Annotated in this window: 23 protein-coding genes and 3 pseudogenes; 6 read left to right on the plus strand and 20 right to left on the minus strand. The window is 45.6% G+C overall.

What is annotated here, in order from left to right:
- Positions 1-18 precede the first annotated feature (18 nt).
- Positions 19-474 (plus strand): hypothetical protein, encoded by a 456-nt coding sequence (locus tag BW944_RS03070; RefSeq protein WP_076556864.1) that lies wholly within the window; start codon positions 19-21, stop codon positions 472-474.
- A gap of 12 nt (positions 475-486) precedes the next feature.
- Positions 487-669 (plus strand): hypothetical protein, encoded by a 183-nt coding sequence (locus tag BW944_RS03075; protein WP_076556865.1) that lies wholly within the window; start codon positions 487-489, stop codon positions 667-669.
- Positions 670-720: 51 nt separating this feature from the next.
- Here BW944_RS03075 and BW944_RS03080 read toward each other — a convergent pair whose 3' ends face one another.
- The 13 genes and pseudogenes from BW944_RS03080 to uxaC form a co-directional block, all read right to left on the minus strand.
- Entirely contained in the window at positions 721-1,455 is a 735-nt protein-coding gene (locus BW944_RS03080) for an SDR family NAD(P)-dependent oxidoreductase (protein WP_076556866.1), read from the minus strand.
- 151 nt (positions 1,456-1,606) lie between these two features.
- The gene (locus BW944_RS03085; RefSeq protein WP_076556867.1) at positions 1,607-1,930 is read right to left on the minus strand and encodes a DUF4870 domain-containing protein; all 324 of its coding nucleotides are present in this window, start codon (positions 1,928-1,930) and stop codon (positions 1,607-1,609) included.
- A gap of 29 nt (positions 1,931-1,959) precedes the next feature.
- Positions 1,960-3,021, minus strand: a complete 1,062-nt coding sequence (locus BW944_RS03090; protein WP_076556868.1) for a branched-chain amino acid aminotransferase — start codon at positions 3,019-3,021, stop codon at positions 1,960-1,962.
- Positions 3,022-3,140: 119 nt separating this feature from the next.
- Entirely contained in the window at positions 3,141-3,377 is a 237-nt protein-coding gene (locus BW944_RS03095) for an indolepyruvate ferredoxin oxidoreductase subunit alpha (RefSeq protein ID WP_076556869.1), read from the minus strand.
- Positions 3,378-3,494: 117 nt separating this feature from the next.
- Entirely contained in the window at positions 3,495-4,313 is an 819-nt protein-coding gene (gene larE / locus BW944_RS03100; RefSeq protein WP_407690075.1) for an ATP-dependent sacrificial sulfur transferase LarE, read from the minus strand.
- Complete coding sequence (larC2, locus tag BW944_RS03105; RefSeq protein WP_076556871.1) at positions 4,306-4,791, minus strand: nickel pincer cofactor biosynthesis protein LarC2; 486 nt, start codon at positions 4,789-4,791, stop codon at positions 4,306-4,308. The genes larE and larC2 overlap by 8 nt, the downstream gene beginning before the upstream one ends.
- A gap of 99 nt (positions 4,792-4,890) precedes the next feature.
- Positions 4,891-5,625 (minus strand): annotated as a pseudogene (larB, locus tag BW944_RS03110) (nickel pincer cofactor biosynthesis protein LarB).
- Between the two features lie 6 nt (positions 5,626-5,631).
- The gene (locus BW944_RS03115; protein WP_076556872.1) at positions 5,632-7,080 is read right to left on the minus strand and encodes a gluconokinase; all 1,449 of its coding nucleotides are present in this window, start codon (positions 7,078-7,080) and stop codon (positions 5,632-5,634) included.
- Between the two features lie 15 nt (positions 7,081-7,095).
- Positions 7,096-8,364 (minus strand): annotated as a pseudogene (locus tag BW944_RS03120) (nickel pincer cofactor-dependent isomerase, group 22).
- 48 nt (positions 8,365-8,412) lie between these two features.
- A complete protein-coding gene (gene larC / locus BW944_RS03125; protein WP_327290735.1) occupies positions 8,413-9,099 on the minus strand; it encodes a nickel pincer cofactor biosynthesis protein LarC in 687 nt (228 codons plus the stop codon).
- Positions 9,100-9,189: 90 nt separating this feature from the next.
- A complete protein-coding gene (gene gndA / locus BW944_RS03130) occupies positions 9,190-10,599 on the minus strand; it encodes an NADP-dependent phosphogluconate dehydrogenase (RefSeq protein ID WP_076556873.1) in 1,410 nt (469 codons plus the stop codon).
- 283 nt (positions 10,600-10,882) lie between these two features.
- Entirely contained in the window at positions 10,883-11,731 is an 849-nt protein-coding gene (locus tag BW944_RS03135) for an SDR family oxidoreductase (protein WP_076556874.1), read from the minus strand.
- A gap of 56 nt (positions 11,732-11,787) precedes the next feature.
- Positions 11,788-13,170, minus strand: a pseudogene (uxaC, locus tag BW944_RS03140) (glucuronate isomerase).
- A gap of 176 nt (positions 13,171-13,346) precedes the next feature.
- Here uxaC and BW944_RS03145 point away from each other — a divergent pair.
- Together BW944_RS03145 and BW944_RS03150 are read left to right on the plus strand one after the other, a co-directional pair.
- Positions 13,347-14,537: an ROK family transcriptional regulator gene (locus BW944_RS03145; protein WP_084193593.1), complete on the plus strand. Its 1,191-nt coding sequence runs from the start codon at positions 13,347-13,349 to the stop codon at positions 14,535-14,537.
- 74 nt (positions 14,538-14,611) lie between these two features.
- Positions 14,612-15,010 (plus strand): SET domain-containing protein, encoded by a 399-nt coding sequence (locus BW944_RS03150; RefSeq protein WP_076556875.1) that lies wholly within the window; start codon positions 14,612-14,614, stop codon positions 15,008-15,010.
- Between the two features lie 223 nt (positions 15,011-15,233).
- Here BW944_RS03150 and BW944_RS03155 read toward each other — a convergent pair whose 3' ends face one another.
- The gene (locus BW944_RS03155; protein ID WP_076556876.1) at positions 15,234-15,422 is read right to left on the minus strand and encodes a helix-turn-helix domain-containing protein; all 189 of its coding nucleotides are present in this window, start codon (positions 15,420-15,422) and stop codon (positions 15,234-15,236) included.
- Between the two features lie 275 nt (positions 15,423-15,697).
- Here BW944_RS03155 and BW944_RS03160 point away from each other — a divergent pair, with 275 nt between their 5' ends.
- A complete protein-coding gene (locus tag BW944_RS03160) occupies positions 15,698-17,164 on the plus strand; it encodes a SulP family inorganic anion transporter (RefSeq protein ID WP_076556877.1) in 1,467 nt (488 codons plus the stop codon).
- A 19-nt stretch (positions 17,165-17,183) separates the two neighbouring features.
- Positions 17,184-17,606 (plus strand): universal stress protein, encoded by a 423-nt coding sequence (locus BW944_RS03165; protein ID WP_076556878.1) that lies wholly within the window; start codon positions 17,184-17,186, stop codon positions 17,604-17,606.
- 216 nt (positions 17,607-17,822) lie between these two features.
- Here BW944_RS03165 and BW944_RS03170 read toward each other — a convergent pair whose 3' ends face one another.
- From BW944_RS03170 to BW944_RS03195, 6 genes are all read right to left on the minus strand, one after another.
- A complete protein-coding gene (locus tag BW944_RS03170; protein WP_076556879.1) occupies positions 17,823-18,644 on the minus strand; it encodes a YitT family protein in 822 nt (273 codons plus the stop codon).
- Between the two features lie 348 nt (positions 18,645-18,992).
- A complete protein-coding gene (locus BW944_RS03175) occupies positions 18,993-20,114 on the minus strand; it encodes an ABC transporter permease (RefSeq protein ID WP_076556880.1) in 1,122 nt (373 codons plus the stop codon).
- 13 nt (positions 20,115-20,127) lie between these two features.
- Positions 20,128-20,811 (minus strand): ABC transporter ATP-binding protein, encoded by a 684-nt coding sequence (locus BW944_RS03180; RefSeq protein WP_076556881.1) that lies wholly within the window; start codon positions 20,809-20,811, stop codon positions 20,128-20,130.
- Positions 20,812-20,815: 4 nt separating this feature from the next.
- The gene (locus BW944_RS03185; protein ID WP_076556882.1) at positions 20,816-21,853 is read right to left on the minus strand and encodes an NAD(P)H-dependent flavin oxidoreductase; all 1,038 of its coding nucleotides are present in this window, start codon (positions 21,851-21,853) and stop codon (positions 20,816-20,818) included.
- A 21-nt stretch (positions 21,854-21,874) separates the two neighbouring features.
- Positions 21,875-22,303 carry a GNAT family N-acetyltransferase gene (locus BW944_RS03190; protein WP_076556883.1) on the minus strand — a complete coding sequence of 143 codons (429 nt, stop codon included), beginning with the start codon at positions 22,301-22,303 and terminating at the stop codon, positions 21,875-21,877.
- Positions 22,291-22,767: a GNAT family N-acetyltransferase gene (locus BW944_RS03195; RefSeq protein ID WP_076556884.1), complete on the minus strand. Its 477-nt coding sequence runs from the start codon at positions 22,765-22,767 to the stop codon at positions 22,291-22,293. The genes BW944_RS03190 and BW944_RS03195 overlap by 13 nt, the downstream gene beginning before the upstream one ends.
- Between the last annotated feature and the right edge of the window lie 4 nt (positions 22,768-22,771).

Raw genomic sequence — 22,771 nt, forward strand, 5'->3', positions numbered from 1 at the left:
ACGGAATGGAGGTTTTTTATGCTATCTTTTGAAGAAAAACAGAATATACTCGACCAGTTCGATGAATTGGAGAAAAAAGAGATATCTCTTGGACGAATCAACTATCATTTTGAAGAAAGCTTATACGATAAAAAGAATGTCGTCTATCATCTTCACCCAAATGGAAACGGATATGTATATGCAGAGCTACTCAGCGATATCGAAACGGACGAACGCGGCATGGTGAATATCCGTGATTATACGGAAGACGAGTTGAAAGATATTGTAAGGGATGCGATCGAGTCATTATCGATGACCGAAGCGGAACGTGAACCTTTGCTCGAAGAATGGGAGAATAGAGAAGAACAGCTTCTCGTACTGATGAAAGAAGACGATGGCTTCAATGTGTACGGCGGGGACCGACTCGAGGGTTCGTTCCGGTCTTACGAGGAAGCTAGCGACTTTTTGGAACAGGAAGGATTCGAGCGTGTATAGGAGGATTAAATTATGGTGCTTCGATTTATAACGGCATTTCTCATTGCCGCTGTTTCTTTCGGACTCATTGCGACAATCTTTCCGCAGGCACTTAATTTTGTGTGGCTGGCCATAGGTATCCTGTTCATCATTTCTCTTGGATATCTTGCCATTGCCTACATCCAGAAAACGAAACAACTCCTTAAACAAAGGTAAAAGCTCCGGCTAATGATGGCCGGAGCTTTTTTTAAACCAGTAATTCACCACTTATTGAGCTGTATAGCCACCATCTACGAGAAGACTCGTTCCAGTAACAAAACTGGCCTCGTCCGAAGCGAGAAACAATACGGCTTTGGCGACTTCTTCAGAACGCCCCAGCCTTCCGATCGGATGCAGATTGATGAGATGTTGTTTCATATCATCTTCGAGCTGATCGAGCAGAGGCGTCTCAATATATCCTGGACATACGGCGTTAACACGGATATTGTCCGGCGCATATTCTATTCCAAGTGTCCGGGTCAAGTTTACAACGGCTCCTTTAGAGGCCGAATAAGGACTTGTCTGAGCCTGACCGACATGGCCGAGTATCGACGCCGTGTTTATAATACTTCCTCCTCCACTCTTCTTCATCGCCTTCACTGCATGCTTCGCTCCATAGAAAACCCCGTCCAGATTAATCGATAAAACCTTCTTCCAATCTTCAGCAGACGTTTCATCAGCCGGGGATAATGACCCGATTCCTGCATTACTGAAAAGGATATCAAGCTTACCGAAATGGTCTACCGTTTTGCTGATAAGTGCCTCGACGTCTTTTTCTTCAGCTACATCCGCATGTTGGTAAATAGCTGCGTCTCCAAGTTCCTCAGCCAGCGCTTCCCCCTTCTCATCATTGACGTCAGAAATAACGACTTTCGCCCCTTCCTCAACAAACAGACGTACCGTATACTCGCCTATCCCGCTACCGCCACCAGTCACTACTGCCACTTTGTTTTCAAGACGCATCTGAATCTCCTCCTAAAAAAGTTTTCATTTTCAGTATAATCATAATTTTCAGAAAAATATATAAGGGAATTCCCTAATAGCTACCAAAAAGAAAATACTTGTTATCAAAAACCTCCCGAACTGTGTAGTCCGGGAGGTTCCTGATCACTATTTACTTTATAAAATGAATAACAAACGGTATACGATACTCTTCTCCATTGTAGGATTTCACCATCGCAATGACTGTAAACACGAATGCTGCGACACCGACAATAATGAGCAATAGAACACCCACTAGCAACAATACTAGAATACCGCTGATAATCGTGTAGATGGTATAGGAAAGGAAGAAATTCAAATATTCCTTCCCGTGATAATCGACAAAATCGGATTCTTCCCGTTTCAGCAGGAAAATGATCAAAGGACCGAGCACCGGAAAGAATAAACTTACCAAGTAGATAAGCATGGCGAGGAGACGTTCATCACTTGTAGGCATCATTGTCCTCCTTCTGAACGAAAGAGTGTTTAGACTTCAACACTCCATCCCTTCGTATCTTTCTTTTCACCCAACTGGATCCCCGTAATTTCATCATAAAGCCGCTTCGCTAACGGGCCGACTTCCTCGTTATTTATCGTCATCGTATTTCCGAGCCAGTCGAGACGTCCGACAGGAGAAATTACTGCAGCGGTACCTGCGCCGAAAGCTTCTTCCAGTTTGCCGTCTTCATAATACTGGTACAGTTCCGCAATCGAGATTTTTCTTTCCTCAACCGGAATATCCCAATCCTTCAGCAATTCCAGGACAGACATGCGTGTTACCCCCTCCAGAATACTGCCACTGAGGGCGGGAGTGACTACTTTTCCATCGATTTTAAAGAAAATGTTCATACTTCCTACTTCTTCGATATAACGTTTTTCGACGCCGTCCATCCAAAGGACATCTGCATGGCCTTCCTGTTTCGCATTAGCCTGGGCGCGGTAGGCTGCCGAATAGTTCCCTGCCGTCTTTGCCGCTCCTGTTCCACCTTTCACGGCCCGAGTGAATTCATCTTCCACTTTTATTCGGACCGGTTTCATACCGCCGGCGAAATAAGGACCGACAGGTGAAAGGATGATCATCAGTTTATACGTCTTCGACGGGGCGACGGCGAGATTCGGTTCCGTCGAAATGATGAATGGACGAATATAGAGAGACGTTCCTTCGAACTGAGGCACCCATTCCTTTTCCAGAGACACCAGTTGCTTCACGTATTCGAGTACCTCTTCCTCATCAATCTCAGGTATACTCATGCGACGATTCGACTTATTGAGACGCTCCATGTTTTTTTCCGGACGGAAGAGAAGGGCCTCCCCGTCTTTTGTACGGTAAGCTTTCAGTCCTTCAAAAACTGTCTGCCCGTAATGAAAAATCATCGCTGCCGGGTCTAACGTAATCGGCTCATATGGCACGATACGAGGGTCGTACCATCCCTCGTCTTCTTTATAATCCAGCACAAACATGTGATCTGTGAAAACCTGACCAAACGGGATATCTTTCGTTTGTGGTTTATTCTTCAATTTCTCTGTTTTTTCGACTCTGACACTCATACATTCTTCCTCCTCTGCCATTCTGAATCAACTCTTCATTCTTTCAAAAGGTCCACGATTTTTATAAACGAAAAAGTTTCATTCCGCAGAACGAAAATCAACAAGGAACGGTAACAGAGTTACTTAGAAAAAAACTCTTCCGCTTTCTGTAAATATTGCTCGTCCTCAGGTCTAAGATCGAACTCCTCCACAATCGCTGCCACCGGACATTGCATTACACACATGCCGCAGTCGATACATGTATTCGGGTTTATGTAAAACTGATCTTCCCCTTCTACAATACAATCGACTGGGCAGACGTCCACGCATTCTCCTGATTTTTCGCTCACACAGGGGCTCGTGATGACAAAAGCCATAGCTGTCCCTCCTTTGATTACACTACTCAATAAGTGTTATGTAAGTACCCATTCCTTCTTTTGCATCAATTTTAACATAATCCCAGCAAAAAAATCAGGACGGGGTCTCCGTCCTGATCACCCCACATGGGTCGTTTCTTTATTTTCAAGAACTTCATTCATGCTACCCGTACGATAACCGTCAAGATCGACCGAAATGTAGGAAAAGCCTAGCGTGCGTAATTTCATAAGCACCTGGTCCTTTTTCTCCATAAGAGAAAGCATCTCTACGGGACGAACTTCGACCCGGGCCAATTCTCCGTGATGACGTACGCGGACGATTTTGAAACCGAGGCTTTGAATGAAACGTTCCGCCTGGTCGACCTGACTGATTTTTTCACGATCGATCGGGGTGCCATAAGGAATACGTGAAGCAAGTGAGCAGGACGCCGGTTTATCCCATACCGGAATTTCCATTTCTCTCGAGTGTTCCCGGATTTCCTGTTTGTACATACCGACTTCCTGAAGGGGACTTCTTACGCCAGCTTCTGTACGGGCTCTCATACCAGGACGGAAATCATCTTCATCATCTTTGATCATGCCATCAAGTACATATGGAAAACCGAATGCTTCCGCTGTTTCATTAAGCGCTTTATACAGCATTTTTTTGCTGTAATACCAGCTTTCAGGCGTATTATTCACAATATTCTCATCATCAAGCTCACGCATACTCACCCGATGGACAGGCACATCCATCTCTTCAGCAAGGTTCACAGCACCATCGAACTCTTCTTTACGGAACAATTCAGATGCCACTACGACTGCGAGTACGTTTTCAGAACCTAGTTCTTCCTGAGCACGTTTAAGCAGAAAACTGCTATCTACACCACCGGAAAAAGCGACAACCACTTTTTCCATGCGATGAAGCAACGTACCTAATTGTTCATTCTTATTCATTGTTGTTTCCTCCTTCATAAGGATTCATTGCCTGCCACACTTCCTGATAGACCGACTTTAAAGGGATACCTTCCTTTTTAGCGATCCGGCGGCATTCTTCGTATTCCGGAGACTGTTGGAAAACGTGACCGTCCTTTATCCCCTGCTTCACTGTGACCGCTCCGAATCTAGTCGTCACCGTTTCATAGCGGCGTGTATGACGCTCCACCGTCAACGGATAGTAACGGATGCCCAGAGTAGTGGTTTCATTGAGGATGATCCGTTTCATCTCTTCCTGCTTCTCTTTCCGGCATAGCACGGTAAGCATCACTCCGGGTCGATTCTTTTTCATATAAATCGGAATGTAATAGACATCATTAGCTCCATAGTCGAATAATTCTTCCATTACATAGCCGAGCCATTCCCCGGGAGTATCATCCAGGTTCACTTCCAGCTTCATCATAGCCTCATCTATATGGTGATCATTGTCCATCTCCATGACCGGAAGTCTCCCTTTCCTTCATCAATTCCTTTTCTATGGTGACATTCCTTTCATCACCGGATAGTTGTCCAACTCTGAACAAAGACCTAGGAACTGCTACTGTTTACCAATCATTCTTTCTATCATAACTGCATTATACGCCGCTCCGAATCCATTATCAATGTTCACAACGCTTATTCCTGTAGAACACGAATTCAACATCGAGAGCAGAGCGGATATACCTTGGAAATTCGCACCATAACCGACACTCGTAGGTACGGCCAGCACGGGGTGAGCGACGAGTCCAGCTACGACACTCGGAAGCGCCCCTTCCATTCAGGCTACCAGAATCGAAGCACACGCCGGACGGATTCTGCCGAGTTCGCCTAGAAGTCTATGGAGACCCGCTACTCCCACGTCATATATCCTCTCTACCCGGGCCCCGAACACTTCAGCTGTGCTGGCCGCTTCTTCAGCTACCGGCAGATCGGAGGTCCCCGCACAAATGACAGCGATGTACGCTTCTTTCTCTTTAGTTTCACGTTTTTTATAAATGACCCCGGCTCTTTTATCATACGTACAATCAGGGTGAGAGTTCAAAATCACTTCTTTTTTATCCTCATCGATTCTCGTGGCCAGTAAGACATCTGAATGCTGCTTAAGCGATGTCAATATCTCCGAGATCTCTTCAGCCGTTTTGCCTCCCCCGTAAATGACTTCCGGAAAACCGGTTCTAGCTTCCCGGGCATTGTCGACTTTGGCAAAACCGAGGTTATCATAAGTGAGGAGGTTGCCTTTGGCTTCATCTACGGACAATTCTCCTGCTTCCAGGGCTTTCAATATTTCATCCATAATGAATTATCCCTTCTGTACCAGCTGATGATAATGCGTAAAGACATTCTGATAAAGGGCATGCCTTTCTTCATCGTAACGGATCACTTCACTTACCGGTGAAAAATCACGGATCTCTTCGTAATTCTTCGCGTACCCGGCGCCTACGAGGGAGACCCATGCAGCCCCCCAGGCAGCGCTATGATGGGTTTCCGACAATTCAATATCATGACCGAAGACGTCAGCTAATATCTGGACCCACGTACGTGATTTTGCAAGTCCTCCATTCACTCTGATGCGCTTCGGTGCTCCAGCCATCCGTTCTACGGATTGCCCGATCTGGTATAAATTCAGGGCAATCCCTTCCAGACAGGCACGTACAAAATGCGCCTGCTTATGCTGGATGGACAACCCGTGGAAACTGCCGCGTGCCCCCTGATCCCACACGGGGGAGCGCTCTCCATTCACATGCGGAACGAAAAGGACGCCTTCTGCCCCCGGCTCGATCTCTTCTGCCAGAGAAATCAATTCATTGGTCGACCCCTGGAAGTCCATCACGCCTTTCAACCACTGCAGGACAATCCCTCCATTGTTCGTGGGACCACCTACAATGAACGAATCTTTTTCGAAGGCGTACGTAAAGGTCTCCCGATCTTTATCCACAGATGGATTTTTCGAAAATTGACGGATAGCTCCACTCGTTCCTGCTGAAATGGCCACCTCCCCAGGTGCTATAGCTCCGTCCCCCAGGTTCGCCAATTGTCCGTCACAAGCACCGATATAAAACGGAACGTCTTCCGGAAGTCCTGTCTCCGCCGCAATTTCCGCTTTCATCCGAGATAGTTGCGTATCCGGTGAAACGATCGGATTCAACATATCAGGACGGATCCCTGCGATTTCAAGTGCTTTCTCATCCCATGTGCCGTTTTTGATATTATACATCCCGGTTGCTGAGGTCATCGAGTAATCAGTGATACTGTCCCCGAACCAGTGAAAGAGGATATATTCTTTCAAGGAGCGGATCGCCGCCGCTTCTTTGTACTCTTTCGTACCCTCACGTTTGTGATGAAAAAGCTTCACTAACGGGGTCATCGGGTGGATCGGCGTACCGGTCCTCTCGTAGATCATTTCTTTTTCCGGAAACTCCTGCACATCGGCAAGACTTCTCGCATCCGACCATAGAGCCGCGTTGGATATAGGTTTTTCGTTATCATCCACGAACAGTAATGAATGCATGGCAGCCGAAAATCCACCGGCAAGTATTTGTGAGGTATCTACATTTTCAAGTAATTCGGTTAATGCCTGGCGCGTCTGTTTTTCCACCTGTACCGGGGCCTGTTCTGCCCAGCCTTTATGAGGGTGGAGGGTTTCGAGTTTCGCTTCCGCTTCCTTGACCACTTCTCCGTTCGTTCGGAAAAGGACGGCTTTCGCGCTCGTCGTCCCAATATCGAGTCCTATTACAAGTCCTTGTTTCATGTTGTCACCACCGTTTTAACGTAAATTCCCTTCCTGACTGAAGGGAAGTTCATATAAATCTGATATCTGTTTTGTCTGTCCACCCTTTTCGACGTCTTCAAGCATTGATTCGGACACTTCTATCTCGCCGATTTCGAGCGTGTTCTTGATACGTACCATCCGCACCTTTTCGAAATCCAGAATATTGCACGTTTTGATGGCAGCCCGGATGACATCTTCATCATTTTCCATAGCTGTGGAAATATGAGTAGGTCCGACTACCGTCGATGTCAATCCATTCGCATACGTAGCGTGACGGTCCATTTTCGAAACGAGACGATCTGTCGTGAAATCCGCCGTACCGACCCCATTGGCATTTCCACCTGTCTCTTCTGTAAGATCAAGCACGACCATCTTCGTTACGTCAGGCCCACCGTGGGCGTAAGGCGTCGGATATCTCCCTGTGATATTCGGATCCATGCCATCTCCGCTGATATTTTTGCCGATTTCATCGATGATGAGTACGTCAATCTGGTCGAAGAAAATTTTCGGAAGAGATTCCTTGGCAATTTCCTGAAGTTCTTTCTCTTTTTCATATACATCTTCAGGAATCATCACATCGAGACTTTTCACTCTATCAAACGCATTCTCCACGGTTGCTACAGCAAAAAGGATCGGCATCCGGTCCATCGTCATCTCCGCCATTTCCGGCACATGCTCATGCATATGTTTGAAACCGAGCTGGTGACAGGTTTCCGCTCCCCGCTGTTTGCCAAGACCGATGGAAATCATTTTCATGATTCCGCTCTCTACCGGCCCACGGAACGCGGTGTGAGGTTTGACACGATTAATGACAACGATCCCGTCTGATTCAGAAGCGAGTTTGTCGATGAAAATCGGAAGCCCTTTATCCAGTTCTCCGACTTTCACGACTTCCATTGAAGAATGAATAGGAGCTCCGACAGCATCTTCCGTAACACCCAGATGCTCGAGAACTTCTTTCTGTCCTTCGGCGGTCGCACCCCCATGACTTCCCATACTGGGAACGATGAAAGGTTAGGCACCGAGCTCTTTCAGAAAACGGATAGTCCCTTCCGTCATTTCCACCAGTTAATCGATGCCTCGGCTTCCGACAGCGACTGCGATTTTCATACCGGGTTCGATCTGATCTTTGAGAACTTCTTCGTGCAACTTCCTCTCCAGCTCTTCAGAAAAGTTTTCAAGCTCCGTACGGTCAAACGACTGTTCCACTTTCGCCATTTTCGGTACAGGGATATCTTTTACGAGGTCATGTAATACACCCATGTCATTCACTCCTTCTTCATATTGAATACAAGGAAAGAACCATTTACACTAATCGTCACTTCCGATAATCACACGTAACACATTAGGATGATCTTCAAATGTTTTCATTCCGGCTCCGTAACCGATCGACTCCACTTTCATCTGAGGAATTTCACCGAACTCATCAACCAGCACCTTCACAAGTCCTGCTCCCGTAGGGGTAGTGAGCTCAGCTTCCAGGCTGCTTTTCTTCAGAGGTACTCCCTTTAGACACTCAAGCGTCGCCGGAGCGGGCACAGGATAGGTTCCGTGAGCAATGTGGATGTGCCCCGATCCAGTAGGTACCGGTGAGGAAATTATACGATCCACCCCGAGCTCATCAATGAGTATGGCAGCACCGACGATATCTATAATCGAATCGACGGCGCCTACTTCATGGAAATGCACCTCTTCAAGAGGCATTCCATGGATTTTCCCTTCCGCTTCTCCGATGATTCTGAAAATAGCCAGCGCTTTTTCCTTCACCGTATCGGCCAGCCCTGACTGTTCAATCATCTGTTTTATATTATTATAGGAACGGTGCTCGTGATTATGACCATCGTGATGGTGATGCGGATGATCATGGGAGTGATCCTCAGTTTGTTCATTCAATAAATCAACATGGAACGCACCACTCATGATTCCGTTTTTATTGACGCGGGAAAAGGTGAGTTCATACTCCCCCTCGAGGTCAAGCTTCTTCAACTCATGTTTCATTCTTTTGAAATCTCCCCCGGCATCGAGGAGAGCGGCGATTGTCATATCACCGCTGAGCCGGAGAAGCAGTCCAAATATAATGTCTTCATTTTACTTCAGCCATTCTGTATGGAACGTGCCTTCTCTGTCCTTACGTTGATACGTATGGGCACCGAAGTAGTCGCGCTGCGCCTGAATCAGGTTGGCAGGAAGCTCAGCAGTACGGTAACTGTCGTAATACGCGATGGCGCTTTGCAGGGTCGGTACCGCAATACCGTTCTTCACCGCAACACTCACCACTTCGCGGAGTGCATCCTGATAATCTTCAACGACATCTTTGAAATAATCGTCGAGTAGCAGATTGTTCAAGCTCGGCTCACGATCGTATGCCTCTTTGATTTTTTGAAGGAAACGGGCGCGGATGATGCATCCGCCTCTCCAGATCATCGCTACGTCTCCGTAATTCAGATCCCAGTTGTATTCTTCACTAGCTGCGCGCATTTGTGCAAACCCTTGGGCGTAGGAACAGATTTTGCTCATATACAGGGCTTTACGGATAGCTTCGATCAGTTCTTTACGATCGCCGTCGAAAGATACTTCAGGACCGGAAAATACTTTACTCGCTGCGACACGCTCTTCCTTGAGAGAAGAAATGAAGCGGGCAAATACCGATTCGGTAATGAGGGGTAGCGGGACACCAAAGTCCAGCGCGTTTTTACTCGTCCATTTCCCGGTACCCTTCTGACCGGCGGAATCAAGAATGACATCCACCATCGGTTTTCCTGTATCCTCATCTTTCTTCGTGAAGATATCTGCTGTTATTTCCATCAGATAGGAATCGAGTTCCCCTTCGTTCCACTCTTTGAACGTCTTGTGAAGTTCATCAGCATCCATGCCGAGCACTTCTTTCAGCAAAACGTAAGCTTCGGAGATCAGCTGCATATCTCCGTACTCGATACCGTTGTGGACCATTTTCACGAAGTGACCTGCTCCGTTCGGGCCAATGTAAGTCGTGCAGGAATCGCCGTCCACTTTGGCGGAGATATCTTCAAAAATAGGACGCACGAGCTCATATGCTTCTTTTTGACCGCCAGGCATAATGGAAGGACCTTTGAGTGCGCCTTCTTCTCCACCGGAGACGCCGGTACCGATGAAGTGGATGCCGGACTCGGCAAGCTCTTCGTTACGGCGCATCGTCTCTTCATACAACGTATTCCCGCCGTCGATCAGTACGTCCCCTTTATCGAGATGAGGGAGAAGAGACTGGATCGTCGCATCGGTCGCAGGTCCCGCTTTGACCATAAGCATGATTTTACGCGGAGTTTCGAGTGATTGAACGAACTCTTCCACTGTTTCCGCTCCTGTGAAATTCTTTCCTTTCGCTTCATTATTAAGAAATTCTTCCGTTTTCTCATAAGTACGGTTGAATACAGCTACTGAATAGCCGCGGCTCTCCACGTTCATAGCAAGGTTTTTCCCCATAACTGCAAGGCCGATGACACCAAATTGTTGTTTAGACATAGTCAGGCTCCTTTTCTTCGATCTTTAATTTGTTTGTTAAGTAAACAAACTATAGTAGTTACTAACATAATATATGTAACCGCTTCATTTTTCAAGAGTTTTCTCCTTTATGCTAAGAAAAACTCCCAAACACTACTTTACCATAAATAAGCGAACTTTTCAGACTTGAAAAAGATAGTCGCCCACAGTATGCAGACGACTATCTTCACATTAACTTTTTGCTGTATTTTTCAAATATAAATAATAGTGAAAAATGCGCTCCCAATAACCTATCTATCCATTTCTATACTCCTGAATAAGCGGAGAATCCTCCGTCCACAGGAACTACAATACCGTTAACGAAACCTGAGGATGGTGTATGAACGAGCCACATCAATGTACCGACCAGCTCTTCCGGCTTGCCGAAACGTCCATCCGGAGTCTGCGAAAGTATCTTCTTCGCCCGTTCACTGTAGGAACCGTCTTCGTTGAACAAGAGGTCTTTGTTCTGTTCAGTAGAAAAGAAACCTGGAGCAATGGCGTTGACGCGCACACCCACTTCAGAAAAATAGACACCGAGCCACTGTGTAAAGTTGCTCACTGCGGCCTTTGCTTCGCTGTAAGCCGGAATACGGGTAAGCGGACGCATTGCGTTCATCGATGATACGTTAATGATCGTCGCATCTTCCTGTTCGATCATATCTTCACCGAAAACCTGCGAAGGTAGCAGGGTTCCAAGGAAGTTCATATCAAACACCTGACTGATCGCATTCTGATCAAGATCGAAGAATGATTTATCCCCTGCCGTATCTCCGTTTTCGGGAAAACGGTCGTGAGAGGCGGTAGCATCGGGATGATTACCTTCTGCCCCGTTTATAAGAATCGAACATGGACCGACATTTTTCCTGACTTCTTTATGAACCCTCTCGAGATCCGATTTATCGAGCACACTTACACTATACCCGTAAGCGTCTCCTCCGTCATTCCTGATTTCTGTTACGACACGATCTATTTTTTCTTGGGTTCTTGCAAGCACTACCACTTTCGCTCCGGCTTTAGCCAAAGCTTTCGAAAGGACGGAACCGAGCACTCCGCTCCCTCCGGTGACGACAGCTACTTTCCCTTGCAGATCAACCTCAAAAGGTAGTTGCATAACTTATCCCTCCTTCACGGAAACTCCTTCACGGAAACTTTTTCTTCAAGTTTGAACTATGTTTCAGCGTTGTAATAGCAAATGTTTTCGACATACTGACGAAGAAGCTCATGGTCATTCGGTGCGAGTCCTTTATCGACCCAGCTACCGATCAGATTACAAAGAATACGGCGGAAGTACTCGTGTCTCGAGAAAGACAGGAAGCTCCGGGAGTCCGTGAGCATTCCGATGAAGTTGCTGATCAGACCGATGTTCGCCAAAGTCTTCATCTGATTTTCCATTCCATCGATCGTATCGTTGAACCACCAGGCTGTACCGAACTGCACTTTCCCGCGGATACCGTCTCCCTGGAAGTTTCCGGCCATGGAGGCAAGAATATGATTGTCATTCGGATTCAGACTGTAGAGGACCGTCTTCGGTAATTTTTCATCTTTTTCCAGAGTATCGAGGAAAGCACCGAGCGGCTGGGCAAGTTTTGTATCATTGATGGAATCAAAACCGCTATCCCCGCCTAACTGGTGGAATTTCCTGGTATTGTTGTTCCGTTTCGGCCCCATATGAAGCTGCATCACCCAGTCGTGCTCTGCATACATCTTCCCGAGAGCAACCAGGGTGAACGTTCGGTAGAGATCCGCTTCTTTAAGCTTCAGCTCCTCGCCGTTCATCCGTTTCTCGAAAACTACTGCAGCCTCCTCTTTCGTACCTTCTTCATAAAACATGGTACTGATACCATGATCGGAACTTCGACAGCCCAGTTCATCGAAATATTGCACACGGGATTCAAGGGCTCGGAGAAAATCTTCATAGGAATCGATGTTCAATCCGGAAGACACTGATAGTTTTCTGACCCATTCCGTGAAATCACTCTTTTCAATATGAAGCCCGGGATCCGGTCGAAAAGAAGGCGACACAGTGAAATCCTCCACGTCCCTCAATTTCCGGTGAGCTTCCAGGTCATCGGTCGGATCATCGGTCGTACCGACAAATCTCACTTTATCTTTCCTCAGAATGTTCCGTGCCGATAACGCATCTTCCTGAAGCATTTTTTCAGTCTTTTCCCATATCCAGGGAGCCGTTTCCTCATTAAGAAGTTCATCGATACCGAAATAATTCTTCAGTTCAAGGTGTGTCCAGTGATAAAGAGGGTTCCCTAAGGTTTGTGGCACTGTCTTTGCCCAGGCGAGGAACTTCTCGTAAGGTGTAGCATCACCCGTAATGTACCTCTCTTATATTCCATTCGCTCTCATCGCCCGCCATTTATAGTGATCGCCGGAGAGCCAGATTTCATAGAGATTGTTGAATTTCTTGTCCTCAAGAATTTCTTCCGGGACGAGATGGTTATGGTAATCAACAATCGGCATGTGTTTTGCGTAATTATGATACAGATCATAACCCGTATCGCTTTCTAGTAGAAAGTTATCGTTTATCATTGTTTTCATTACATATTCCGCACCTTTTCATGTAATGTATTATAATTCGTTTGTTTGATAAACAAATTATTAATTCTTATGATAAGTGTAAGCGTTTTATATTTCAACCCCTTTTTCAAAAAAGTTTGTGATATAGTGAAAAATACGTCTATCTGGTAAGATGAATATAGGAAATAACTTGCAGAATGGGTGATTACGGAATGAGTACCGGCGATGCTAATTACATTAAAAATCTTAATAGAAGAATTCTCGTGGAACATATCATCAAAGAAGGTGCACTCTCCAGGAGCGAGCTTTCCAGAAAAACGGGCTTGAATAAAGCGACCGTCTCCGCCCAGGTCTCTTCCATGATCGAAGATGGGATTGTGACGGAAACGAAAACAGGAGACATGACGACTCCCGGTAGGAAACCGATTCTGGTTGAAATGGACGGGGATTCCGGCTTCAGCATCGGAATAGACGTGGACGACAAAGAAGTCAGAGTCGTTTTCATCGATTTACGAGGAAAACCTATCCATACAGAAGTGATTCAAAACGGCGACAAAGACATTGATAAATTGGTTTCTGAAGTGAAAGAGTATCTCACCCCTCTCATCGAAAGATTCGAATCCAGCCATGATCCGATTGGATTGACGGGCATCTGTCTAGGCATTCACGGCATCATCAACAGTGAAGATGAAATCGAATTCACTCCAAAACAGCAGTGGACACACGTCAATCTGAAGGAACTTCTCGAAAAAGAAATCGATGCCCCCATCTATATCGATAATAACGCGAATCTTAGTGCCTACGGAGAACAGGTCTACTTCGAAAATATCCCGGACCTGTTTTCCATCACGCTGTATTCCGGCATAGGACTCGGAATCATCAATGACCACACTATTTACCGTGGCTTCCGAGGCTTTGCCGGAGAAATCGGTCACATGGTGATCGAGCCTCATGGACCTGCCTGTCAGTGTGGAAACAATGGCTGTTGGGAGCTTTACGCTTCTGAACGGGTCTTGAAAGAAAAATTATCTTCTCTGGGAAAAGGGAACGATTTCGAGGAACTCCTGTCCGACCCGGCGGCAAAAGAAATTATCGATGAGTACATTGAATATCTCGGATACGGGCTGAATAATATCATCAATATTTTCAACCCTCAGCGGATCGTTCTGAACGGAGCCCTGATTAATCAGAATCCGGACTTCATAAAGCGAATCGAAGGAACCCTTCATTCCAAAATAAACAGCTACGAATCTATCCGGATTTCAAAACTCGGCGAATACGCATGTGCCTTAGGTGGAGCTGCCTTCGTACTGAAAAACTATTTGGACGTTAACACCCTTGATTACGTTCATTACGACTTCTTCAATGAAACGAAGATGTTCGCTTGAACATGCATCTCCGGTTGCTTTTATGACACATCCCTGCCATACTTGTTGAATTCCTAAAGAAAGCAGGTGATTGATTGATCGAAGTACGCACTTCTCAAATTACAGATGTCGGAGATGAATTCAATAAAGGAGTTTTCGCCTCCACGCTCATCAAAGAAGGCACATGTTTCCACCGGGCCCCGGTCCTTCCCTATCCAAATGAGCAGCATGAACATATAGAAAAAACGTACCTGGCGGATTACGCGTTTGAATACGGGGAACACCATACAGCGTTTCTTCTCGGATACGGGATGATGTTCAACCACTCTTACGAACCGAACGCCGTTTACGAAATAAATTTTGATAATCATTCTTTCGATTTTTACGCCTATCGTGATATACAACCGGATGAAGAGATTTTCATCAATTATAACGGAGAAGCAGAGAACGATGACCCGTTATGGTTCAATAAAGAAGAAGAGGAGCAGGACTGAAGGTCCGCTCCTCTTCTTTATTTTTGGCTCTATTATCGTTCATTGTTGATTTCCAACCCTACGGGCGGAAGCTGGCCGCGGGCATGACGTAAATTTCCGGGATTTCCCTACGTTCGATTACCGTGATTTTTTAGTTCATGCTACTACAGCAGGCGTCTCCACCCTTCGTTTTGAAATAAACACCCCGTTTTAACAGAGCCTTATTTTCTGCTCGTCGACTTTTTCATAAATGCTCACCATGTTCAAGTTTCGCAATATGTTCGCGCAAGTCCTCTTTTCTTACTCTCCAGTGCCGTCCGATTTTAAAACCGGAGATTCTTCCTTCCTGGACGAGCTTGTACGTTGTCACCTCACTGATCTGCAGATAATCAGCTACCTGTGCTACTGTCATAATATCCCGTTCATTTTCCATTTACAACCGTCCTTCGTTTCAAGTCTGCTTATCGTCAGTGTACGCTTTTCTTCTTTCATTAACAATCAAAAAAGTAGATGAAATCCTTTACATCTAGTGAATTGTCAAGAAAATTTCAATGTAACCGCTTAACTTTAAAAATTCCGTTGCAATTCATACATTTGTATTATAACCTGTTATAGTCCATTATAAATCGTTTATATCAAAATACATAAAATCTGACTGTTATGAGACTTAACGGTCGAACTAAATAAACAAATAGAAAGAGGGTATTTATGTCAATTAAATCTTTACAACAACAATGGTTCGGAAACCTCCGAGGTGATGTTCTCGCAGGAATAGTGGTAGCTCTCGCATTAATCCCTGAGGCGATTGCTTTCTCTATCATCGCCGGGGTTGATCCGATGGTCGGCTTGTACGCATCTTTTTGTATCGCAGTCGTTTTGGCGTTTGTCGGCGGACGACCTGGAATGATTTCCGGTGCGACCGGAGCTATGGCACTTTTAATGGTCACGCTCGTTGCTGAGCACGGGCTTGAATATTTGCTTGCTACAACTATTTTAACAGGTGTCCTGCAAATTATCTTCGGTGTTTTCAAATTGGCACGTTTTATGAAATTCATTCCGAGATCCGTAATGGTCGGTTTCGTAAATGCGCTTGCCATTATGATTTTCACTTCACAACTGCAGCACTTCGAAAATGAAGGCTGGATCATTTATGCACTCGTTGCAGCAACACTTGGAATTATTTATCTGTTTCCTCTCGTCAATAAAACTATACCTTCAACCCTTGTGGCTATCATAGTGATGACCTTTGTCGTAGTAATGATGGGAATTGATGTACGAAATGTGGGTAATATGGGCGAATTGACACAATCTCTCCCTATATTCGCCTTACCGAATATTCCACTAACGATGGAAACTTTGATGATCATTTTGCCATATGCCCTGGCATTGACCATCGTCGGACTATTGGAATCCCTTCTGACAGCATCGATCGTAGATGATTTTACGGATACAGAGAGTAATAAAAATAAAGAAAGTCGCGGCCAGGGAATAGCAAACATCGTTACCGGTTGCTTTGGCGGTATGGCCGGCTGTGCAATGATCGGTCAATCTGTCATTAACGTAAAGTCAGGAGGGACCGGACGTCTGTCCTCGCTCGTAGCCGGAGTCACACTTATGTTCCTGATCATAGCTTTAGGAAATGTAGTTGTACAAATCCCTATGGCAGCATTGGCGGGAGTTATGATTATGGTGTCTATCAGCACGTTTGACTGGAGCTCCGTACGAAATCTTCATAAAGTTCCTGTATCGGATGCTTCCGTCATGGTCGTGACCGTTCTTACTGTTGTCATTACACACAACTTGGCTTACGGTGTACTTGCGGGAGTCGTAATGAGTATGATTTTCTTCGCAGTGAAAATTTCCAGGGTCCGCGTTCTGTCCTTGTATATGAATGAAGGACAAAAAAGGATATACTATGTACAGGGGCAGTTATTCTTCGCCTCCGTCACAGAGTTCCAAGAAGCTATTGATTTCAATGAGTCCCATTTGGTGAAAGAAGTCATCATCGACCTGAGTGAGTCTCACTTATGGGACGACTCCGCCATCGGAGCTCTGGATAGTGTTGAAGCGAAATTAGAACAAAAAGGCATTGATGTCACATTTATCGGGTTAAATGGAGAAAGCAAACGTTTACTCGAGAAGCTTGGCGGGGTATCGAAAAACTCAGGACACTAAATCGTAAGGGAGTGCTATTATGTTCACAAAAATTCTATTAGCTTCAGACGGATCCGAACATTCCATCCGTGCCATTGATTATGCGCTGAAAATGGTAGATACCTACAAAGAAAAGGTTCATATCGAATTAGTCTATGCCGTAGATGGGGATCAATCCAAAAAGGATGTTCTGAAGTATGGCGATTCCGATACGGCCTCTATGAAACGCAAAGAGAAATTCAAGTCCACGGTCGATTATATTGAAGAGCAGGGTGTCTCCACAGATATTACCATTCTCCACGGTCAGCCTGCAGAAACGTTGATCGAATATGCGAACGAAGGTGATTATGACTGTGTCATCGTCGGAAGTCGCGGGCGTAATAAATTTCAGACACTGGTGCTCGGCAGTGTCAGTCACAAACTAGTGAAATACGTCCAAACTCCGGTCATCGTTGTGAAATAAATGGAAAAAAGCAGCCTTTTATAGGCTGCTTTTTTTGATCCACGAATAAACCTTGACACCTTTAAAATCGGCTATGTTATCGTTTAATATTGATTTTTGAACGAAGGGAGATTCCGGAGGTTTACGTCATGCCCGTGGAAAGCGTCCGCCTGAATATTTATTTTCAGGGTAGCCTAAATTAAAAAATCGCCTCTTGAAACAAGAGACGATTGGTAATTACGAGCGACGGAAGTTCCCGAGAACCTCTACCGTTTCAGTAACACTGACAAACGCGTTTGAATCCACATCTTTAATGATGGATTTGACCAGAGCCAATTCATATCTGGAAATCACCGTATAGAGCACTTTACGGTCTTCATTGGAATAGCCGCCTTGAGCGTTCATTACTGTTATTCCACGGATGAGATTTCCGATCAATTCATTACGAAGCTCCTGATCCTTATCAGTAACCACCATTAGACTCAGTTTGATATGACGGGTATGAATACGGTCCACGACAATGCCTGTAATATAAATGGATAACAGCGTATAAAGCGCCAATTCCCAAGTGAAAAAGAATCCTGAGGCAAAGACTACGATGCTATTCAAACTGAAAATTAACGCACCAAGCGGTAGATCACGCTTCAATGTCAGTACCAGTCCGATAACATCAAACCCTCCGGTGGAACCGTAGAAACGAATGATGACACCGATAGCGGCACCGGTAATCACACCACCGAATACAGAAGATAATAAAGCATCTTCTGTCACTTGGAAAAGTGGGATATAAAGCATAGCCACTGAAGTTATAGCAACGGAGAAAATACTGTTAGCAATAAATTCCTTTCCGAGCTTCATCCAACCGATGATGAGCACAGGAATATTAAACAGAACAAGCCATATACCGGAATTGAACGGTGTCAATAGTCCGAATATCATAGCAAGACCTGTAACGCCGCCGGAAAGCACTTCATGCGGCAGTAAAAAGAAGTTGAAAGCAAAACCCAGCATAATGGATGCGGCAAATAAGACCAATAGATTTCTAAAACGATGTTTCATTTCTTGCCCCTCCGATCTCTCGGATTTCCGAGTAACACTTTTAAAATTCTAGTGGCGTAGAGAACAAAAGTCAATAATGAAAAGGGGAAAATCCGTTTAGAGTCCCGTTTTCCTAGTGGATCGGGGCCAGGGGCATTCTAATTCTCTTGGCACCATTCAAGAAGGTGTTGCCGATCCTGAGTGTACCGCAATTGTCAGGAATGGAAGACTCTTGCTTTTTTCGGCATAGTGAAAGAACATAAGTTGTGTCCCCTCACTCAAGTTCAATATACCAGCCCTCCCAACAAAAAAGCGCTATAGATATGAACCTTTCAGCCACATCTATAGCGCATCCATTAACACATATCCCTACACACCTAATATCAAAACACCTATTTCTAAACACAAAAGGAGAGCTGCTATTCCGAAAAGGGTATTCCGGAACTTTTTCCAGACGAGGCTTTCATCTTCTTTCCGAAACGTAACGACAAAGAAAAAAAGAGATGTGAGCAACTGTTCGAATATATAGCGCAACCAAGAATGCAGAAACAACAGACCGGTCAAAAGCACAAGGAACTTCGCCCATAACGGCAGAAGTAGCACCCCCAGCATACTGAGCCCGAGGATTTGAAAGTACCCCACCCATTCTTTCCTGCGAAGAAAAGCTTTAAATAGCCCTTCCAGCAAATAAGACGAAGATGCTTCAGATGTAAACATGCGACCCGATTTCCGGTAGAAAAACGGTCTCTTTCCACCAGGTCCTACCGGAGTTTCGGTTTCCATCGATGCTTGAAAAATTAGCCCGAGATAACGTTGCCGTGCACGCCGTTCCTCTTCGATTTCTACGTCCAAATTCCCGGTGCGGAGGATGCTGTGCTTGAAAAATAACCAGATTACTACCAGGACAACCGCTCCTTCGACTAAAAAGATGCCTGGCTCCATAAAAAATTGGACATTCCCCATAAATAAAAGGATAAGAAAAGCATGAACGAATTTCAGACGCCATTTTCCGGTCACCGTCAGTTTCGCCATAGCAACGAGCCATCCATAAAAGCTTAGCCAACCGACGATAAGTCCTGCGTCTCCGATACTGTAACCATAAAAATTATACAAGATGGGTAAGGCCGCAACTGTCAGCAAGAAAGATTTCAACATGATGAAACCAAAAGTTACAAGTCCTCCATGTCTTTTCATTTCAGCAATCACACCGTTTAACTGAAGCAGAAACAGTTTATCTGCTTCCTTTACATAGAAGCGGAAGGACCCTCCTCCCGCTGCGGCCAGGAGCAAAAGAAGCAAAGTGATCGGCAGATTCTCAGACCAGTACAAGGAAGGCATACGCCATAATTCAATATATATGTACGGGATGATGAAAAGGAGAGGACCAATGATATAAAGAAAAGTCACAAGATCGACGACTCCACTCATCACTTCTTTTTGATATCTCTTCTCTTCCTTCCACCTCTCAACGAACAGCTTCTTCCCCTTCATTCAAGTCCCCTCCTTACGTCAAAGCATCGAAGCAGTCGAACAGAGAAGCCTCTGGCAAACCGCTTGCCCTTCTGATTTCCTCCATCGTACCGCTGGCAATGATTTTTCCTTCTGCCATCAAAATGAAGCGATCACAGATTTTCTCCGCAGTATCAAGGACATGTGTGGACATCAAAACACCAGCTCCCCGCTTCTGCTCCTCTTTTACCATCGTAAGAAATCGTTTCACCGCTTTCGGGTCCAGACCCATGAACGGTTCATCGATAATATAAACATCCGGCCTCCTGAGAAGTGATAAGAGAATCATTCCTTTTTGCTGCATTCCTTTCGAAAAACGTTCTGGATAATGATGACGCATATCATATAACCCGAACTCGTGAAGTAATGCTCCCACTTTTTCTTCCGGAAAAGACTCCTCCAGTGTGCTGAACAAAAAGGTGAAATGTTCATAAAGCGTCCAACCTTCGTAATAAATCGGACGTTCGGGAATGTAAGCATAATCTTTTATTTCAATGGAGCCTTCGAATTTCGGGAGTATACCTAGTAGAGACTTGATTGTTGTACTTTTTCCAGCTCCATTTGGTCCAAGAAGTCCGACAAGCTCTCCTGGATACACTTCCAAAGCAATGTCCTGCACCACATCGCTCTCCTGGTAACCACCCTTATGGATGTCAGCTTGAAGTACTGGCACATTCATAGTATCACCCCCAGGGACCGATAAGATTCCGAATTACTTCTGCAGCCGAAACGTCCTGCGCCAACCGTGGGCTTTGCCCGGACCAGAGTGACATGAATTCTGTGTTTTGCTGACGTTCCGCTTCTTTTCTTATCGGTTTCGTCAAAGAATTCTGCAAAGGATACCCAAGGGTTTTTCTTCCTTCCATCTCCTGAATGAATCGATTATCCAGTCCCCGGGCGGGTTTTCCGCTAAAGACGCTCGTAACTACAGTGTCTGCTTCTGTAGCTTTAAGAATAGCTCCTTTATGCACAGCCTCTGCTCCGCTCTCTTTCACCGTAACAAAAGCAGTACCGAGCTGGATCCCTTCTGCCCCGAGAGCAGAAGCCGCATCCATACCACGTTTGTCCATGATGCCACCGGCAGCGATAATAGGGATAGAGATATGGTCAGCTACTTGAGGGAGCAGGGACATCAATCCAATCGCAGCTTTATCGAAGCGCCCATTGAAAGTACCGCGGTGGCCTCCGGCTTCTGACCCCTGTACAACTACTGCATCCATTCCCGCTTCCTCATTCAGAAGAGCTTCTTCGACAGTAGTAGCTGTTCCGATCAGCGTTATCCCTGCCTGTTTCAAGGAAGTCACCACGTCCTCCGGAGGTACGCCGAAGGTGAAGCTGACTACGGGTACCGTTTCGGCAAGTGCTCCTTCCACCTGTTCATAAAAGACGGACGGAGATTCAGGTCTGACAGCGTCCTTCATTTCGAGTTCTTCGTGAAAGGGATGAAGAGCCTCCATAGCCTCTTCCGTGTCATTATCCGTGCTTTTGTCTTCTTCAGGTACAAATAAATTCACACCGAAAGGACTCGACGTCTGTTTCTTCACTTCCCTTATCGATTCCTTCATCGCTTCAGGCTCCATATATCCGGCTCCCAGTGTCCCGAATCCTCCAGCCTCTGATACTGCTGCTATAAGTTCCGGTGTGGTCACGCCCCCGGCCATCCCCGCCTGGATCACAGGTACTTCTATTCCGAGCAGTTCTGTAACTCTTGTCTTATTCATAAAGGATTTTCCTCCTAATTTTTAGACATTCGTTTTAAGAAAAACATAGCTTGCTTTATCATAATCCATCTTCTGTTCATAGAAACGATGAGCTTCAGGCTTATCAAGCCCAGAGGATAAAGCGACGTGGTCGTATTTATTCTGCGCGGCCCATTGTTCCACAAAATGAAGCATCATTTCACCGTATCCGTTGTTCCGTTTCTCACTGGTCACCACAAGATCATTCACCCAAACAAACCGACCGTAGTAGAGCGTGATCATCGGTTTGAAGCCGGCTACTGCAACGATTTCATCCTCTTCCACCATACCATACATGTGATAGTTATCCGTTTCCATCGCTTCAGTCACCAGCTCCAGATACTTATTAAGATCGAGCTGTGTCCGCAGTTCATTCACTACCGCGAACGCCTGTGTAATTTCTTTTTTCGTTTTCAGTTCTATAAGCTCCATGTGTCGACACTCCCTGTCATTCTTATTACTTTCCCGCCGAGTTCTTCTCCTGCTTCTGCCATTCCATACTTTTTGTAGAAGGCGACGGCCCTTTCATTTCCCGGAGCTACCCGCAAATGGAATTCGGTGATATCCCTTTCGTGGAAGAACCTCATTGCATAGTCGAACAGCTGCATCCCGATACCCCTGTCTCGCCACTCTTCTTCCAGATAAAAAAGGTGGACGTAACCGATGATACGCCCCCGATATTCACGGATCGATAAATCGATCTGTCCGACCGGTTCCCCGTTTTTCCTCACGAAAACGAACCCCTCCGGATGCTCGCTCATTTTTTTCTGAAGCCAGTCCAGATAATCATCTTCATCCAGGGACGATGTATCTCCGAAGCTTTCGATGAACGCTTCTCTTCGAAATTTGAGAGCGGTCTCTTTGTCTTTTTTCAAGTCGATTGTCGTAAACTCCATCCGG

The organism is Salimicrobium flavidum (assembly GCF_900156645.1).
Classification (GTDB): Bacteria; Bacillota; Bacilli; order Bacillales; family Halobacillaceae; genus Salimicrobium; species Salimicrobium flavidum.